Origin of the sequence: Pedobacter westerhofensis, from assembly GCF_900182595.1 — a bacterium.
Lineage (GTDB): Bacteria > Bacteroidota > Bacteroidia > Sphingobacteriales > Sphingobacteriaceae > Pedobacter > Pedobacter westerhofensis.
Genome location: NZ_FXTN01000003.1, coordinates 336,949 through 352,748, shown reverse-complemented (window position 1 = coordinate 352,748; position 15,800 = coordinate 336,949). Strand labels below are relative to the sequence as shown.

11 protein-coding genes are annotated in these 15,800 nt (G+C 40.3%); all 11 read left to right on the top strand.

The annotated features are described in order from the left end of the window. Positions 1 to 27: 27 nt before the first annotated feature. The 11 genes from FN831_RS06875 (at position 28) to FN831_RS06825 (ending at position 15,797) form a co-directional block, all read left to right on the top strand. Complete coding sequence (locus tag FN831_RS06875; protein ID WP_142527469.1) at positions 28 to 1,221, top strand: hypothetical protein; 1,194 nt, start codon at positions 28 to 30, stop codon at positions 1,219 to 1,221. Then, positions 1,209 to 1,568: a type II secretion system protein gene (locus FN831_RS06870; RefSeq protein ID WP_142527468.1), complete on the top strand. Its 360-nt coding sequence runs from the start codon at positions 1,209 to 1,211 to the stop codon at positions 1,566 to 1,568. The genes FN831_RS06875 and FN831_RS06870 overlap by 13 nt, the downstream gene beginning before the upstream one ends. Beyond that, positions 1,558 to 2,028, top strand: a complete 471-nt coding sequence (locus FN831_RS06865) for a prepilin-type N-terminal cleavage/methylation domain-containing protein (protein ID WP_142527467.1) — start codon at positions 1,558 to 1,560, stop codon at positions 2,026 to 2,028. Before FN831_RS06870 ends, FN831_RS06865 begins: the two co-directional genes overlap by 11 nt. A 2-nt stretch (positions 2,029 to 2,030) precedes the next feature. Next, complete coding sequence (locus tag FN831_RS06860; protein WP_142527466.1) at positions 2,031 to 3,170, top strand: type II secretion system F family protein; 1,140 nt, start codon at positions 2,031 to 2,033, stop codon at positions 3,168 to 3,170. Between the two features lie 189 nt (positions 3,171 to 3,359). After that, entirely contained in the window at positions 3,360 to 4,109 is a 750-nt protein-coding gene (locus FN831_RS06855) for a hypothetical protein (RefSeq protein ID WP_142527465.1), read from the top strand. A 43-nt stretch (positions 4,110 to 4,152) separates the two neighbouring features. Next, entirely contained in the window at positions 4,153 to 5,112 is a 960-nt protein-coding gene (locus FN831_RS06850) for a hypothetical protein (RefSeq protein WP_142527464.1), read from the top strand. Beyond that, on the top strand, positions 5,109 to 6,110 hold the full coding sequence (locus FN831_RS06845; RefSeq protein WP_142527463.1) for a hypothetical protein: 1,002 nt from the start codon (positions 5,109 to 5,111) through the stop codon (positions 6,108 to 6,110). Before FN831_RS06850 ends, FN831_RS06845 begins: the two co-directional genes overlap by 4 nt. A gap of 388 nt (positions 6,111 to 6,498) precedes the next feature. Continuing rightward, complete coding sequence (locus FN831_RS06840; protein ID WP_142527462.1) at positions 6,499 to 7,197, top strand: hypothetical protein; 699 nt, start codon at positions 6,499 to 6,501, stop codon at positions 7,195 to 7,197. Positions 7,198 to 7,652: 455 nt separating this feature from the next. Then, entirely contained in the window at positions 7,653 to 8,900 is a 1,248-nt protein-coding gene (locus FN831_RS27630) for a hypothetical protein (protein ID WP_185960407.1), read from the top strand. 69 nt (positions 8,901 to 8,969) lie between these two features. Next, positions 8,970 to 12,344: a hypothetical protein gene (locus FN831_RS06830; protein ID WP_142527461.1), complete on the top strand. Its 3,375-nt coding sequence runs from the start codon at positions 8,970 to 8,972 to the stop codon at positions 12,342 to 12,344. A gap of 9 nt (positions 12,345 to 12,353) precedes the next feature. Continuing rightward, positions 12,354 to 15,797 (top strand): DUF6443 domain-containing protein, encoded by a 3,444-nt coding sequence (locus tag FN831_RS06825; RefSeq protein WP_142527460.1) that lies wholly within the window; start codon positions 12,354 to 12,356, stop codon positions 15,795 to 15,797. The last annotated feature ends 3 nt before the right edge of the window (positions 15,798 to 15,800 follow it).

Genomic DNA, 15,800 nt, shown 5'->3' with positions numbered 1-15,800 from the left:
TTATATATTGTCTTAATTATCTCATTAATGATTGCCGTCATTTCTGTATCACTGTTATCTGTAGCTTTTTACTACAGGCTGGAGCATCAAAAAAAAGCGCGTGCAGACAGGTTACAAGTTAATATGGAGTCAGGAACAGAACTGCTTTTGTCTGCCAGTTACCCGCCTACAGATACTGTTATCACTAAAGATCTGTATGGAGAGCAGCAGGATAGCATTTTGCTGCAGCAAAGTCATTGGGGTATTTTTACATTAAACAGCGTACAATGCTTTGAGCAGGGCGATACCTCGAGGCGCTCTTTCCTCAGCGGCATTGCTTATGCCGATTCTTCAGCGATTTACCTTGCTGATGAAGACCGGCCCTTATCGGTAAGCGGGTACACCCAAATCACAGGGAATGGAGAACTGCCCAAATCGGGACTAAAACAATCCTATGTAGATGGCAAACCGTATGCAGGAAAGGAGCTGATCAAAGGAAAAATCCTGACCAGCACCAGGGATGTGCCTCAGCTGGATGAAAAATGGATTATTGAAATCCTGAAACAGTTTGACGTGCAGAGCGGCCAGAATTTTAATGTCAGGGATTCTGTGATGAACTCGTTCTTTCATCCTGCCATTTGCTATCGGCTTAGGCCTGCTGAGGATCAGCTTACCGGTTTAAAATTAAAAGGACGGGTGATGATTATTTCAGATACTACCCTCACTTTAGATCATGATCTGGATGTGGAAAACGTGCTGATCTATGCGAAGAGTATTATCGTGAAAGATGGTTTCAAAGGGGCATGCCAAATGTTTGCGCGTGATTCAATTGTTATCGGTAAGCACTGCGATCTGCAGTATCCTTCCTTTGCGGGGATTTTTAAAGCAGAGGACAGTAAAATACAATCTAAAGTCAGTCTTGGTGAAGACACCCGGTTTGCGGGAATTCTGCTGAGTTACGAGAAAAAGCGGAGCGACCTGCAGACCATGATATCGATTGGAAAGAACTGCCTTGTGAAAGGAGAGGTGTTTGCCACAGGCTATATTAAATTGGAAGCACCGTTGACGATAAATGGTAAGGTAACTGCTAAAAGATTTATGATGCAGCGGTCTGGTACCTTATATGAGAACTATCTGATAGATGTTATCCTGAACCGTAAGTTATTAAGTAAATATTACCTGAGTGCCCCATTATTTAAGCGCAGGAACCCCGATCATCAAATTTTAACATGGCTGAATTAAAATCTTCGGTAAAGGCTTCCACGCTGCTGGAAGTAATTGTAGCCATGGTAATTATCCTGGTCGTTTTTAGTTTGGCCATGGGTATTTACAACAATGTTCTGGGTTCAACTGGTTCTGCAAAGATGGAACAGATCAGTACTGCGATGGAAGGGGTGATCAGTAAAAGTATCAATGAACAAAACTGGGATGACGAAGAATCTGGCCAGGACAGTATTCAATACAAAAAGACAGTGACAAAGTATGAAGATTTTACAGACCTCTTACTGATTACGGTAACAGCTACGGAGCATGAACAACAGGTGGGTAAGCTCAGACGTATCATTAAAAAAACTCCCGATGAACGCTAAAAAAAAGATTCCTGCTTTTACACTCATGGAAGTAACGATAGCGATGCTGATTGCAGCGATCGCTATTGTAATTACTTATACGGCATATCACATCATTAGTGGAACTTATCATAGTTATGCGAAAAAGCAGGACCGCATAGCCGCTTTTTCCCTTGCAGACCGCCTGTTGAAAAAAGATTTTTTAAATGCAGATCAGATTATTAGAACGGCTGAAGGAATGGAATTTCAGTCGGGCAATGGACTGGTTATTTATCAGTTCAGGGATAGCCTGATGCTGAGGTCGCAGCACGCATTAAGAACAGATACATTTAAATTTCCCTTGCAGGCGCCCCGGCTGACTTTTGAGAATGCCGAAGCAGCAGAGGCAATAGATCAGCTGGAGTATCAAACCACATTAGAGGGGCAAAACATTACCCTTACTTATAAAAAAAGCTATAGTTCTCAAAGTTTATTCAAATAATTATGCCCTCAATTGATATCTCACGTTACCCTGCAAAGAAACCCTCTCCTGTTAAAAAGGAAAGTACCGGTGTGCTTGCTTTTTTAAATCAGGATATCACTTTCGGCAGTAACCAGGTGGCAGATAAGAAAAAAGAAGGCCTGTATCTTGAGTTGAGTACTTTGCTCTTATCGGGTATAGATTTACGAACGGCACTGGAGCTGATATTGGTAGACCAGGAAGATGCAAAGGATAAGGATCTCTTTGAGCAGATCAAAAAAAACATTCTCTCGGGCGCATCTTTGTCTGATGCCTTAAAAGAAGCAGGGAAGTTTAGTGACTATGAATATTTCAGTATCAAGATCGGTGAGGAAACGGGCAGGCTCGGAGAAGTTTTAACCGATCTGGCAAAGTATTATAAAAGTAAGATACAGCAGCGTAGAAAGATCATTAGCGCGGTAACTTATCCTGCGATAGTATTGTGCAGCTCTATGGGAGCAGTATTATTTATGATCAAGTTTGTAGTCCCCATGTTTGCTGACGTATTTCTTAGGTTTGGGGGTAAGCTGCCCTGGATCACAGGACAGATCATCGCTGTTTCCAGTTGGTTTGATAATTATTTTATATACCTGATGTTACTTCTGGGTAGTTTGATCCTGGTTTATTTCGTTTACCGGAAGACTTTATGGTTCAGAAAATTTTCTTCCAGCCTGATTTTACGGATACCTGTGGTAGGGGACCTGGTCAAAAAGATTTACCTGGCCAGGTTTGCCAATACGATGAGGCTTTTGGTCAGTACTGATACGCCGTTGCTCCGATCAATTGGTTTGGTTCGTCAGATGATTGATTTCTATCCTATAGAAACGTCATTGACGGAAGTAGAAATGGGTATATTAAAAGGGAAATCCCTCCATCAAAGCCTTGCAGCTTTTACATTTTATCCTCCCAAAATGATCCAGCTGATTAAAGTTGGAGAGGAGATCAACAGGATGGATCACTTCTTCGAAAAGATTGCCAGCCAGTATACCGAGGAAGTTGAATACCGGACAAATACGATCAGCAGTTTACTCGAACCGCTGATCATTATTTTCCTCGGATTGGTGGTCGGAGTGATTTTGATTGCGATGTATTTGCCCATGTTTCAGATGAGTAATAGTTTTTAAGGGTATTTGAAATTTAAGGGATAATATTCCTTGATTAAAAGAATACTTGACATATCCAAAGAATTTATTTTACTTATAATTATTATTTTTTAAATTTAGATGTTGAATATTTTGAATTAATGCTTAATCTGTTAATTTTATTGGTGTTTATTAGGGTGTAGAAATAGACTCGATATAACGTGAGATACTATGAAAAAAATCTTTTTAACTCTCTCGCTTTTCTGCTTTTCTTGGAGCTTATCTGCTCAAAATAGTTTTCCCGGAAACTTGGGTATAGGAATTAGCTCTCCACAAAATAAATTGGACGTATATAGTAACAATGAACGTGTAGCTATTCGTAACGAAACTGTGGCGTTGGTTCTGGGGCAATGGGACACATCAAATAACCGCATTGAATCAGTTGGTCGGCCACTTTTCTTAACTACGTATACCGGCTCAATAAACTTCGGTATTAATGGTGCTACTAATTTGACAATTGCCAACTCTGGCAATATTGGCATCGGTACTACAACTCCCACGGATAAGTTGGCTGTCAACGGTATGATCCATTCTCAGGCAGTAAAGGTTGATATGAATGGATGGTCTGATTATGTGCTTCATCGTGAATATCCACTTAGACCACTTTCATTGGTGAAAGCTTTCATAGACAGAAACCATCATCTGCCGGATGTACCTTCCGAAAAAGAGGTTATAGCAAATGGTTTGAACTTAGGTGAGATGAACAAGCTTCTCATGAAAAAAGTTGAAGAACTTACACTCTATTTGATTGAGAAGGATGACATTCAAAAGTCTCAGGCAGATGCAATCGCTCAGCAGGAAAATAAGTTGAAATTGATGGACAGCAGATTGAATGATCAGAAAAAACTGATTGATAAATTGATAGGGGATTTAAATACAAGAAAGACAATAGTAAAAAATAAATTTAAGTCAATATTATAACGCCTTAGGGATAGATATAACGGAAAACTAAACCAGAACATATATGAGAAAAACCCTACTTGCCCTTTTCATCATCATTTCATTTCTTGCAAAGTCGCAAACAACATTGCATGGAGATTATAAGATCATCGATATCGGTGGTAATGGCTATGGTGATTACACCCGTTCTGTGATCTTATTGCATGAGATGTATAACGGAGTTGATATTGATCGTAATTATGCAGTTGGCACAATAACAGCTATGAGAGGTTCAATGTATGCGTTGTCCAGATTTAATATTGTACAGGTCAATACCTATTCAGCCTATCGTCAGGTCGCAGGCTCTCTCGTTGCCAGTGATGACGACAGGTATCAAAATGGAGTGGTATGGAAGTTGAAAACTTGTTTGTACAACGGGAAAAAATATCTGGCAGTTGAAGTCCCATACGGAGATTCATATCATGATTGGGGGTTTAAATTCAATGGGGCAACTTCTTCTACTGCCGAAAATATGAAATGTGTTTCTTATGAAGTAGCCGGTCAGCCAGTTAATCAATCCCTTATTAGTAACATAGAGGACTTTAACCCCGGGATGATAGAAACTCATGCTGTGTCTCAACTAAATATAACTGGCAAAGTAGGAATTGGTATTCCAAATAAAAGTAGCGATATGCTTGCTGTAAATGGTGTTATTCATTCTCAGTCAGTAAGAGTTGATATGAAAGATTGGTCTGATTATGTACTTCATGATGATTATAAACCTAGACCTCTTTCTGAAGTGAAAACCTTCATAGATGGAAATCATCATCTGCCCGATGTACCTTCTGAGAAAGAAGTTGTCGAAAGTGGTCTTAACCTTGGCGAGATGAACAAGCTGTTGCTAAAGAAAGTTGAAGAGCTAACTCTATATCTTATTGAAAATGAGCAGAAAGACAATATTCAACAGGAGCAGATTAATATTCTTAAAAAGAAAGTCGAAGCATTATCAAACCCAGCGGGGACTACCAAAGGAAACGAACTATGAAAAAGTCAATACTGTTTTTAGCGATTGCCATATCGTTACGTGCCAGCTCACAGCAACTTACTTCCGCTATTAATAACGCGAATGGGGATAACTCTAATATTCTTATCGCTAATCAAAGTGCTGTCAGTGTCACAAATGATAATCGAGCAACAATTTGGCTGGATAATGATGGAAAGTTGAAATTTAGAGCTGTTACTGGCAAGGGATTTGGATTTCGCAATTATGCAAATACAGAAGACCAGGTTGTAATTGATGGAGCAGGTAATGTAGGTATAGGAACTTTAGTCCCTATCGGCAGACTTAATGTAAATGTTCCTCTAAATGGGTCAATTTCAGCAATATCAATCGGTAATGATGATCCAGGTAATCTGGCTGTGCCCGCAGGTTCCGCTTTGGGAGGCTATAACATCGACTTTAAGACCTGGAGGGACATCGTTCCCTTTCAAACCGGCGCAAGGATAAGAGCTGAACGGATTAATAACTGGATGCCCAATAATGCCCTGAAACAAGCGATGGATTTAGTTTTCTATACCTCCTCAGGGGATAGTGAATCAAGTTTACTTGAAAAGATGCGAATTAGAAGTGATGGAGCAATTTTAATCGGAACTGGAAGTCACAGTGCAAAGCTAAATGTAGATGGTATAATTCATTCCCGAGAGGTAGTGGTTGATAATAATATCTGGCCTGACTTTGTTTTTGAGGATAAATACAAAACATTGCCTTTGAGCGAGCTGGAGAGGTACCTGGCTGAAAATAGACATCTTCCCGAAATCCCATCTGCCAGAGAGGTGAAGGAAAAAGGAGTCAATCTTGGTGACATGAACAGTCTGCTGCTCCAAAAGATTGAAGAACTTACTCTCTACGTGATTGAACTTAAAAAAGAAAATGCTGCATTCAAGTCAAAAACTCTGCATCTGAGTAATAAGCAAAATATCAGAATACAAAAACTGGAGCATCAATTAGCATCAAGTCAAAGTGGTCTCAACAAGACTAGATAATACAGATGAACAAATCGTATTTTTATTTAAGCCCTTTTTTTCTTTTTTCATTCCTATTCAATAATTGCGTTTTGGCGCAATGGGTGTCCATTGGGAATAATATCCAATACTAATAATGGAAACGTTGGTATAGGCACTTCTAGTCCGGCATTGGGGAAAGTTAATATTACATGCAAGATTGTACAGCAAAATGAACAATATTAAACGATAAACTACTATGAAAAAATCTCTAATAACTATCCTGCTTATTTCAATACTTAAAACTGTTTATAGTCAAAACATTCACCTGGGTACCGAAGCATTCACTTATCAGGGACAAGCAGTAAATCATTAAGGAGTTGGTTGGTACGCAGATCCAGCCGCAGCCTCATACGGACCAATGTTATATATGTCAGCATTTGGTGGTACTAAATTCTTTACCGGTGGGCTTTTGAGAGCAACATTGGACTATAATGGAAATTTTGGAATTAATGCTGAATCTCTCTCAAAGAAATTAGATGTTGGAGGAGATGTATTACTCCGAAATTTATCTAATGCTCCTGGAGCAGGTTCAACGATATCATTCTCATCCTATGATGTGCAGCATCTTGGGCCGAAGATCTATAGTTACTTAGACTTCGCTAGTGGCTTGGCTTCTTCTTCAAGGCTAATCCTAAGCTCATATAATAATGGTTACATGAATGAAGTTACACTCGTCGGTGGACGTGTGGGTATCGGTACTCTAAATCCCAGAGAGGCATTGTCGGTAAATGGAAGTATAAGAGCTAGAGAAATCACTGTAGAGACTGATCATTGGCCGGATTATGTTTTCGATGCAGGCTATAAGATGTTGCCCTTGCCAGAACTTGAATCTTATCTTCTAACAAAAAAACATTTACCTGACATGTTCTCCGCTGAAGAAATACAAAGTAATGGCCAAAAAATTGGAGAGGTTAATGCCAAGCTTCTGAAAATTCTAGAAGAGCTAACGTTAAGGATTATTGAAAAAGATAGGCAGTTGCAACAGCAGCATCAGAGAATATTAGCCCAAGACCAACGAATGGATAAATTAGAAAGTTCTCTGAATAGACTCTTAAGATCAAAATAAAAAGATGATTGAATTATAGATCGTAACCCAGATAATTTACAGGCAAGAGTTGAATTTGCATTCCATCATCGAAATATTGGTCATGATAGAATATATTATTTTCTTGGCATGGTCGAGTTGATATTACTTGTACAAATAAAGGAAATATTATTTTTTCTTTGGTATATTTAATTATATTATATTAATTATTATATTTATGGTCAATTAATTATAACAGCAATTGTGCGCTCTCAAAATAGTTTAGTGAAAAGGATTCGTGCTTATTTTTTGGTGGTGGTTTACAAAAAAAATCATGAAGAAATTCTTATTAATTCTCTCGTCCCCCTTTTCGCTCTTGGTAGTAACGGTTTCCTTAAAATCTCCATTACTGGGTATGTATCTCCTTATGTGTATTAATCTGACGAATGCTACTAGCAAATATTCAAAGTTGGAGGTAGCAAATTGCTGTAATTATCATGAATAAATTCTATGTCCTATTTGCTGGATTCCTTCTAAAAAGCATAGTGGTAAACGCCCAATGGGGTGAGGGTGATTCAAGAACAGATACACGTAATGATGCTGGACTTCAAGGTGACGCGGGTGCAAAATCGGGATTTTTCCAGACGCAGAATCCTGTGAACTTCCCCGCAGGTGCGCAAGGGTGGTGGCATTTGCTTGACGTGCGGCATTCTAACGCGACTAATAATTTTGCCATGCAGTTTTCAGGAAGTTTCAGTGATCAGATGCTTTATTTCCGCAAAACTGGTGGTAATCCGAGTCAGGTTTGGTCTCAGGTACTAACTTCCAATAATGACGGCGTTCTAAACAATAGCAAAATTACTATCCAATCCGGCGTTGGTCAGGTGTTTTTCACTGGTAGACAGATTGGATCAACGTACGATTACCCTACAGGAATTTTTCACGCTTTAACCGATAATGCAAATGGTACCATCAATTACTATTACGATGGTTTTACAAATGGCGTCAGAAATTTTGCTGTCAGAGCAGATGGTCAGGGCTATTTTGCAGGCAATGTTGGGGTAAAAACCGCCACTCCACATGGGGATTTTGATGTGAACGGAACTCTCGTTGCAGGTGGAAATAGTGCAAATTTGGATAGTACAATTCCAGACAGAAATTTAAGTTTTCTTGAACATACTGGGCGAATGATTATTGGATGGAACAAAAGCAAAGGAGCCGGAGAAACTGACTTTGTAGGTAACCAAGGTGCAGGAAGCGTTGGAGGTTTTGCCTTTTATAATCATTCCAACACTGGGACGGAGCAGCAATTGATGTGGTTGACTGGTGATGGGAAATTGTTTGTAGGAATAAATGCGAACGGTCCCAGCCCTAATAACGGTCCGTATAAAATGGCTGTTGGTGGAGGGATTTTGGCAGAAGCTGTAACTGTCAAGCTTCAAGCAAACTGGCCAGATTATGTTTTCGAAAAAGATTACAAAACTTATTCCTTACCTGATCTTGAGAAATACATCAACACCTATCAACATCTTCCGGAGATACCTTCTGCAAAAGAGGTAAATGAAAATGGGATAAATATCGGAGACATGAATACAAAGCTGCTTCGAAAAATTGAGGAGCTCACGCTTTATCTGATCGAGAAGGATAAAATTGAAAAGCTCCACGATCGCCAAATAAGGGATCAACAATATCAAATTGATAAGCTAAATGAAAAATTAGCTGAGCTTAGCATACGTATTAATTAATTTTTAAATCCTACCGCTGCTTGTATAAGTAGTTAAAATATCTGGCAACTAACTAATTTCTGAAAAAACATGAAAATAAGTTATCTTAAATTTATTGTCGCAGTGCTAATATGCTCTTTCTCTTTGCAATCTTCCTCCCAAGAAACGCCTCCAAAGGTAATACCTCTGGCGCCAGAAGCAGCAGAATTCGCTAAATATGGCAATACGCCCGTCAGCGAATCCACTGGTGTTCCTAATATCAGTATACCTATCTATGAAATTAATACAGGTAAGATAAAAGTCCCAATTTCTTTAAGCTACCATGCCTCTGGCATACAGGTTAATCAAAAAGCAACTTTTGTGGGCTTAGGGTGGTCCCTGAATGCAGGTGGTGTGATCTCTAGAGGAGTTAGAGGTTTGCCGGATGAGGTCACAAATGGGTGGTTCAGTGGTGGTAATACTGTTGCGGCTATTGAAAATAGTCAGGATGTTAATCTATTGAGGCAGTATGCTGAAAATATTAATGATGCCAATCCAGATTTTTTCAGCTATAATATGCCAGGGTTAGCCGGCCGTTTTTTATACAGTCAGACGACATCAAAATTTCAACCAATCCCCAATGAGCCAATTGAAATTGAGCGTGTAACTGTAAATGGTGGTCAGTCTATCAACAATAGTTATCAAATCACAGGTACAGATGGTACACATTATTATTATCAGGATAAGCAAAACTATTTCAATGACGGTAATGGGCCGGCAGAAACAAATAATTATACGCAGTCCTGGTATCTGTCGAAAATTATTTCTTCTGATACAAAAGATACTGTCTACTTTAAATACATTACTGCAACCGCGCAAGGTGGTTCTTCAGAAGAATCGTCTACTAGCGAAATGCACGCATATATCACCGGCGCAGATAATAATGTTTATGAGGATCTGGGAATAAGTAGTAGTACCAGTTACTTCTTTCACGGATATATGGTTTTAAGCGAAATACTTTTTAAAAAGGGTAAAGTGACTTTCTTTTCTAATACGCCCCGCCGAGATTATTTAGGTTGTATGCTTGACAGTATTGTTGTTTTTAGTAAAGGGTTAAATAACAGTTATATCCGAACACAAAAATACCAATTGAATCATGATTATTTTACCACTGCACAACCTATTAGTGATCAATTTGATTATCGGTTGCGTTTGCAGTCGTTGAATAAGATTCCTATAAATACTGACGAACAGCCTGAGACGCATCAGTTTATATACAATGATTTACCCTTACCAAGTATTAACTCGCTTTCTGTTGATTACTGGGGCTTTTACAATGGATCTTTTTCAAACTCCTTATTACCCAATGTTAGCCCAAACGCGCCAGAACTATATTTGTTTAAGTCTAATAACCAATTAGTGGGAAGTGGAAATAGAAATGCTTCTGATGCTACTATCAGAGCAGGAATTTTACAGAAAATCATCTATCCAACTGGTGGTTCATCTGAATTTTCTTATGAGTCTAACCAATTCGTTTCCGATTCAGAGCAGATCACAAATGTAAATATCTCTAACGTTATTTTGAGAGGTATTGGGAAGCGTAAACCAACAACTGTAACAACGAATATCTCTTGGCCAACTGATGTTCTAAATAATTTGGGTTCTATGACTTTAGTGTTTTCTCCTAATAACAACATGGCCGCTCTTGACTATCCTCAGTATGCTGTGCTAAGAGATGCGACCACAGGTGTCAATTTGGGTTCATGGGAGCATGTTGGCAACAATGCTGTTGCATACACCGTAACAGGTTCATTTTCCTTTGATCCAACACATACATATCAAATCATCTTAACGGTTGATGACGATGCAACAACCAATATTAACTTTTCTTTAAGTGCTCAAAGACGAATTGTTTCAACAGTTACGAGAGCAGGAGCGGGCTTACGTATTGCGGGTATCAGAAATTTTGATCATACAGGCAATCTTTTGGGTCGGGAAGAATACCAATATCACAGTGCTGTTGTGGGTAAGAATGATGTTGCATTGGCAAACAACTATATTAAAACTACTTATAGGAGATATCGTCAGGATGTCGCTAACCCATGCTTCTTACGGCCGGAAATTTTGCAGTCAATTATTTACTATGGAACGTCGGGGTTCGGTGGACAAAATTTCGAGGGTGCAAATGTATTATATCAGGATGTTAGAAAAACAAGTTATGATACTAATGGCATTTCTAATGGACAAACTATATCTACATTTAGTGCAGCGGGGGCTTTTGTGCCAATATATAACCCAACTTTACCAGGCAATAGCGAATTTGTTGATAACAGCCTTGGAATGACAAGTATTCCTACCAGTACAGCTATTTACAGTCTTAATTCTGATGGTTCCTTTAAACCCCTAAAGAGTACGGTATTTGTATATGGAAACCCCGGTGAAAATTATCTTGAAAAAGTTCTTCAGGTTTTTCCAAAATACCGTTATATACCTGCATCACTACGATGTCAGGAGTCTTTTGACGAATTTATCAAAATAGGATACTCAATTCAGAGTGCGTCGCGTAAGCTAAGTACCATTACAGAAACCGATTATTCTAATGCTAGTTCTCCGTTAGTAAATAATGTTCGCTATGATTATGATAATACAAACCATTTACAAATAACCAGAACAACGAAAACTGGCAGTGACGGCAAGGTAAATGTGATTAATGATAAATATGCTTCTGATTTTTCGGACTCCTCCTATGGCAGCGATTTATTAAGGTCACAATCAATAAAAAATGCTGTTGTAGAACAAACTGTAACAAAGGATGGTGCCTTTGTTGGTAGATCGGCCACCAGTTATAAAAATGTTGCCGGAAGCATCGTACCGGATTATGCCATGAAGGCGCTTACTAATGGTACAATGGAAACCAGATTGAAATATAACAGGTATGATAATGATGGAAATTTGCTCGAGTGGTCAAATTTTGGTGGTGTAAATAACGAACAAAAAAGTTCATACAAATGGGGCTATAACAATCTTTATCCAGTAGCAGAATGCAAGAATGCAGGGTATGATGAGTTTTTCTACGAAGGTTTTGAACTTAGTAATCTCGCTGGCGTGACTGCTGGCGTTGCGCATACAGGAAACATGTATATCGCTGGATCATATCTTGTGAACTGGGCTGCTCCTAATACCAGAACATACGTGATCAGCTATTGGTACCGAACGGGAGGAGTGTGGAAATTTTCAAATGCCCAACCTTTTACTACTAATTCATTTCAGTTGACAGGTGGGGATGCTTATGACGATATTCAGATTCAGCCTTCAGATGCAATCATGAAAACCTTTACCCACAATCCTCTAGTTGGAATTAGCAGCGTGACAGATGAGAAGGGAAAGGCAACGTATTATGAATACGATGGGCTTCAACGATTAAAACGGATAAAAGATCAGAACGGGAACATTTTAAAAAGTAGCAATTATCATTTTAAAAACTAAGCTATCGTTATGAGATATCTATATTTAAGGCTTCTTATCATATTCGTACTATCTTCATGGGTGTTTATTTCATCCGCTCAAAATCTGGTGTTGGATACCTATAGCGGGCAATCTGAAATCAAGGCTGCAAGTAGTGTTACGCTGAAACCTGGGTTCTATGTTCCGCAGGGTAGTACTGTTCGGATTTACACGGGTGCATCTTTTCAGAATTGTGTTCCCCTGGCGAGCAATCCGAGCGCAGACAGGAATTATATCCTAACCAAAGTTTTCAAAGTCCCTGGTGTACTCACTGATGCCCAGGCTAATCAGGCAGGGCGCAGTACCTGTGAAGTCAATCAGACCATTCAATATCTGGACGGACTTGGACGTCCCTCACAAAATGTTACTATACAGGGAAGTCCTTCTTTTGGCGATTTGATCCAACCTGTTTCCTATGACCTGTTTGGCAGGGAAGATAAGAAATACCAGCCATACACCGCTCCTTCAACAGGAGGCACTTACCGTTCCGATGCCCTTCAGTCCGGTGCTGGTCTGAGCGCGTTTTATACATCTTCACAGGCTGGCATCACCCCAACTGCCTACCCCTTTAGCCAGATCGTATTTGAGGCCTCGCCTTTAAACCGTGTTGTGGAACAAGGGGCGCCCGGGCAATCCTGGCAGCCAGTTGCAGGCAGCAATACCGGGCATACCTCTAAAACAGATTATAGTACCAATACTGCTGATGATGCGGTCAAACTTTGGTTAATCAGCGGTGCCGGTGCCTCTGCAGCTAACAATTATACTGCCGGAGCTTTATATAAAACCATTACCAAAGATGAGAATTGGGTGCCTGCAGATGGTCATACCGGTACGGTTGATGAATACAAGGATTTGGAAGGACATGTGGTACTGAAAAGGGTTTGGGAGAATAACAGCAGGAGCTTATCGACTTATTATATTTATAACGACTTTGGGAACCTGAGTTATGTTCTTCCGCCGGCTGTGAATGAAAATGGCTCAAGCCTCAGCTCTTTTACTGAAAGTGATATTGTGTTTAACCAGTTTATCTATGGCTATCATTATGACGGGCGGAACCGGGTAATAGAAAAAAAGCTTCCTGGCAAAGGCTGGGAGTTTATCGTTTACAATGCGCTGGACCAGGTGGTGATGAGTCAGGATGCGAACCAGCGTTCCGCCAATCAATGGCTTTTCAGCAAATATGATGCGCTGGGCAGGGTACTGATTACCGGTATATACGGTAATGCGAGTGGGCGTGCTGCATTACAGGCGGCTTATGACAGTCATGCTGCCAACCAGGGCGCCTTGTGGGAAAGCAGGGATAATACTGGGGCACAGGGAACCGGGTATACAAATGCTGCGCTTCCCACTTCGGAGATTACAGAATATTATACCTACTCCTACTACGACGACTACGATTTTTACAACAATACCTTTGGCCAGCCCAACGGAAGCAGCCAGGTGGTCAGCAGCAGGACCAAAGGACTGCCTACAGGCAGCCGCGTGAAAGTGCTTGGGAGCCAGTCGATGCTGCTGAGCGTAAATTATTACGACCAGGAAGGCCGGATGATTACCAGCAAGAGCGAGAATCACCTGGGGGGAAGTGATCTTATCGACAATAGCTATAATTTTGCAGGAGAACTGACAGCCAGTACGCGCAATCATAGTACTTCTGCAGGGAATGGGAATGTGGTTATAGCCAATCGCTATGAATATGACCACATGGGTCGTAAGATAGCGATCATGGAAAGCATCAACAGTCAGGGAGAAGTAGTACTAAACAAAACAAATTATAACGAGATTGGGCAACCGCTTTTGAAGAGTTTGCACAGTACGGATAACGGTACAAGTTACCTGGAGAACACCAGCTATTTATATAATGAGCGGGGATGGTTGTCGAGCTCCTTAAGCGGGAATTTTAGCGTTCAGTTTAAATATGCTGATGGGACAACTCCCCAGTATAACGGTAATATTGCCAACCAGCTATGGGGACCGGGGAACCTTGGCAATATATTTACCTATGGCTATGACCGTTTGAACCGTTTAACTACAGCGGCCTCACCAAATCTTGGAGAGAATATCGCTTATGATGTAATGGGAAATATCACCAGTCTTTCCCGCGAAGGATATGGTACAAATACCTATAGTGGTTATGCAGGTAACCAGCTCACACAGATCAGTGGTTTTACCAATAGCAGTTATGCCTATGATGCAAATGGTAATCTACAAACGGATAGCCAAAAAGGGATCACGATTGGGTACAATTACCTGAACCTACCCAGTGTTATCAGCGGCAGCAAGACGATCAGCTATACGTACGATGCATCAGGAAACAAGCTGCGTAAAGCAAGCAACTTGACAGGTACAACTGATTACATCAATGGTATCCAGCACAAAGCAGATGGATCGGTTGATATTATCCTGACTGAAGAAGGATTGGCCAGGAACAATAGTGGAACCTATAGTTACGAGTACACCCTGACAGATCATTTGGGAAATAACCGGACCACATTTTACAAAAACCCGAACGGTAGTTTGGAAGTGTTGCAAAGAGATGATTACTTTGCCTTTGGATTGAGACGGGGAACACAGGCCGCTTCGAATGAAAATAAGTATCTTTACAATGGGAAGGAGTTACAAGAAGAGTTGGGCCAGTATGACTTTTCTACTCGTTTCTACGATCCAGTGATTGGAAGGTGGAATGTAATTGATCCACTGGCTGAGAAGATGACAAGGATCTCTCCTTATGCTTATGGATTCAATAATCCGATACGCTTCACTGATCCGGACGGAATGGAGCCTGAGGATTGGGTAATGGGTAGAAACAAGCTTCCCTATTGGGATGCTGCCGTTACCAGTGCAAAGGATAAAGACCTGAAAAAAGGTGATACTTATATAGGTAAAACCGGGGAATATTCTACCTCTCAAGGTTACACTGTTCAGTTAAATTCAGATCAAAGCTGGAATTATAAAATGCCTGAACTGGCAGCAAACACAGCAGGCCCTAGTCTTGCAGAATCAGTACGAGCAAATATGCCAATGCTTAATGTTGCTGAGGGAATTGCCACAGGAGTTGCCATTATTGCCTCTGGTGAAGTTGGCGGAGGTGAGGCTGCCGGGAATTTCTTACTAGGGCAAGCAGCACGGAAATCAGAATTTCTTGGTGGGCTAAGTGATTATGTTGCAAGTAAAGCTGCGTCCTTTTTTGAAGGTGCGTCTTACACACAAAAGGTTTCCCAGCAGATGGGGAAGGTAGATGATATAGTTCATGCTTTTCCTAATAGTGTAGATGGTTTTGCAGCTAAGTTTGGTCAATGGTCGACGAAAGTTGGAGGTGATGGTAATCCTTACCAATGGTTGAAAATGCAAGGTAATTATCAAGGAAAGGCAGGCGTATTTGAATACACTAAAGATGCGAATGGACTGATCAACCATAGATATTTTAATATACATTAGTAT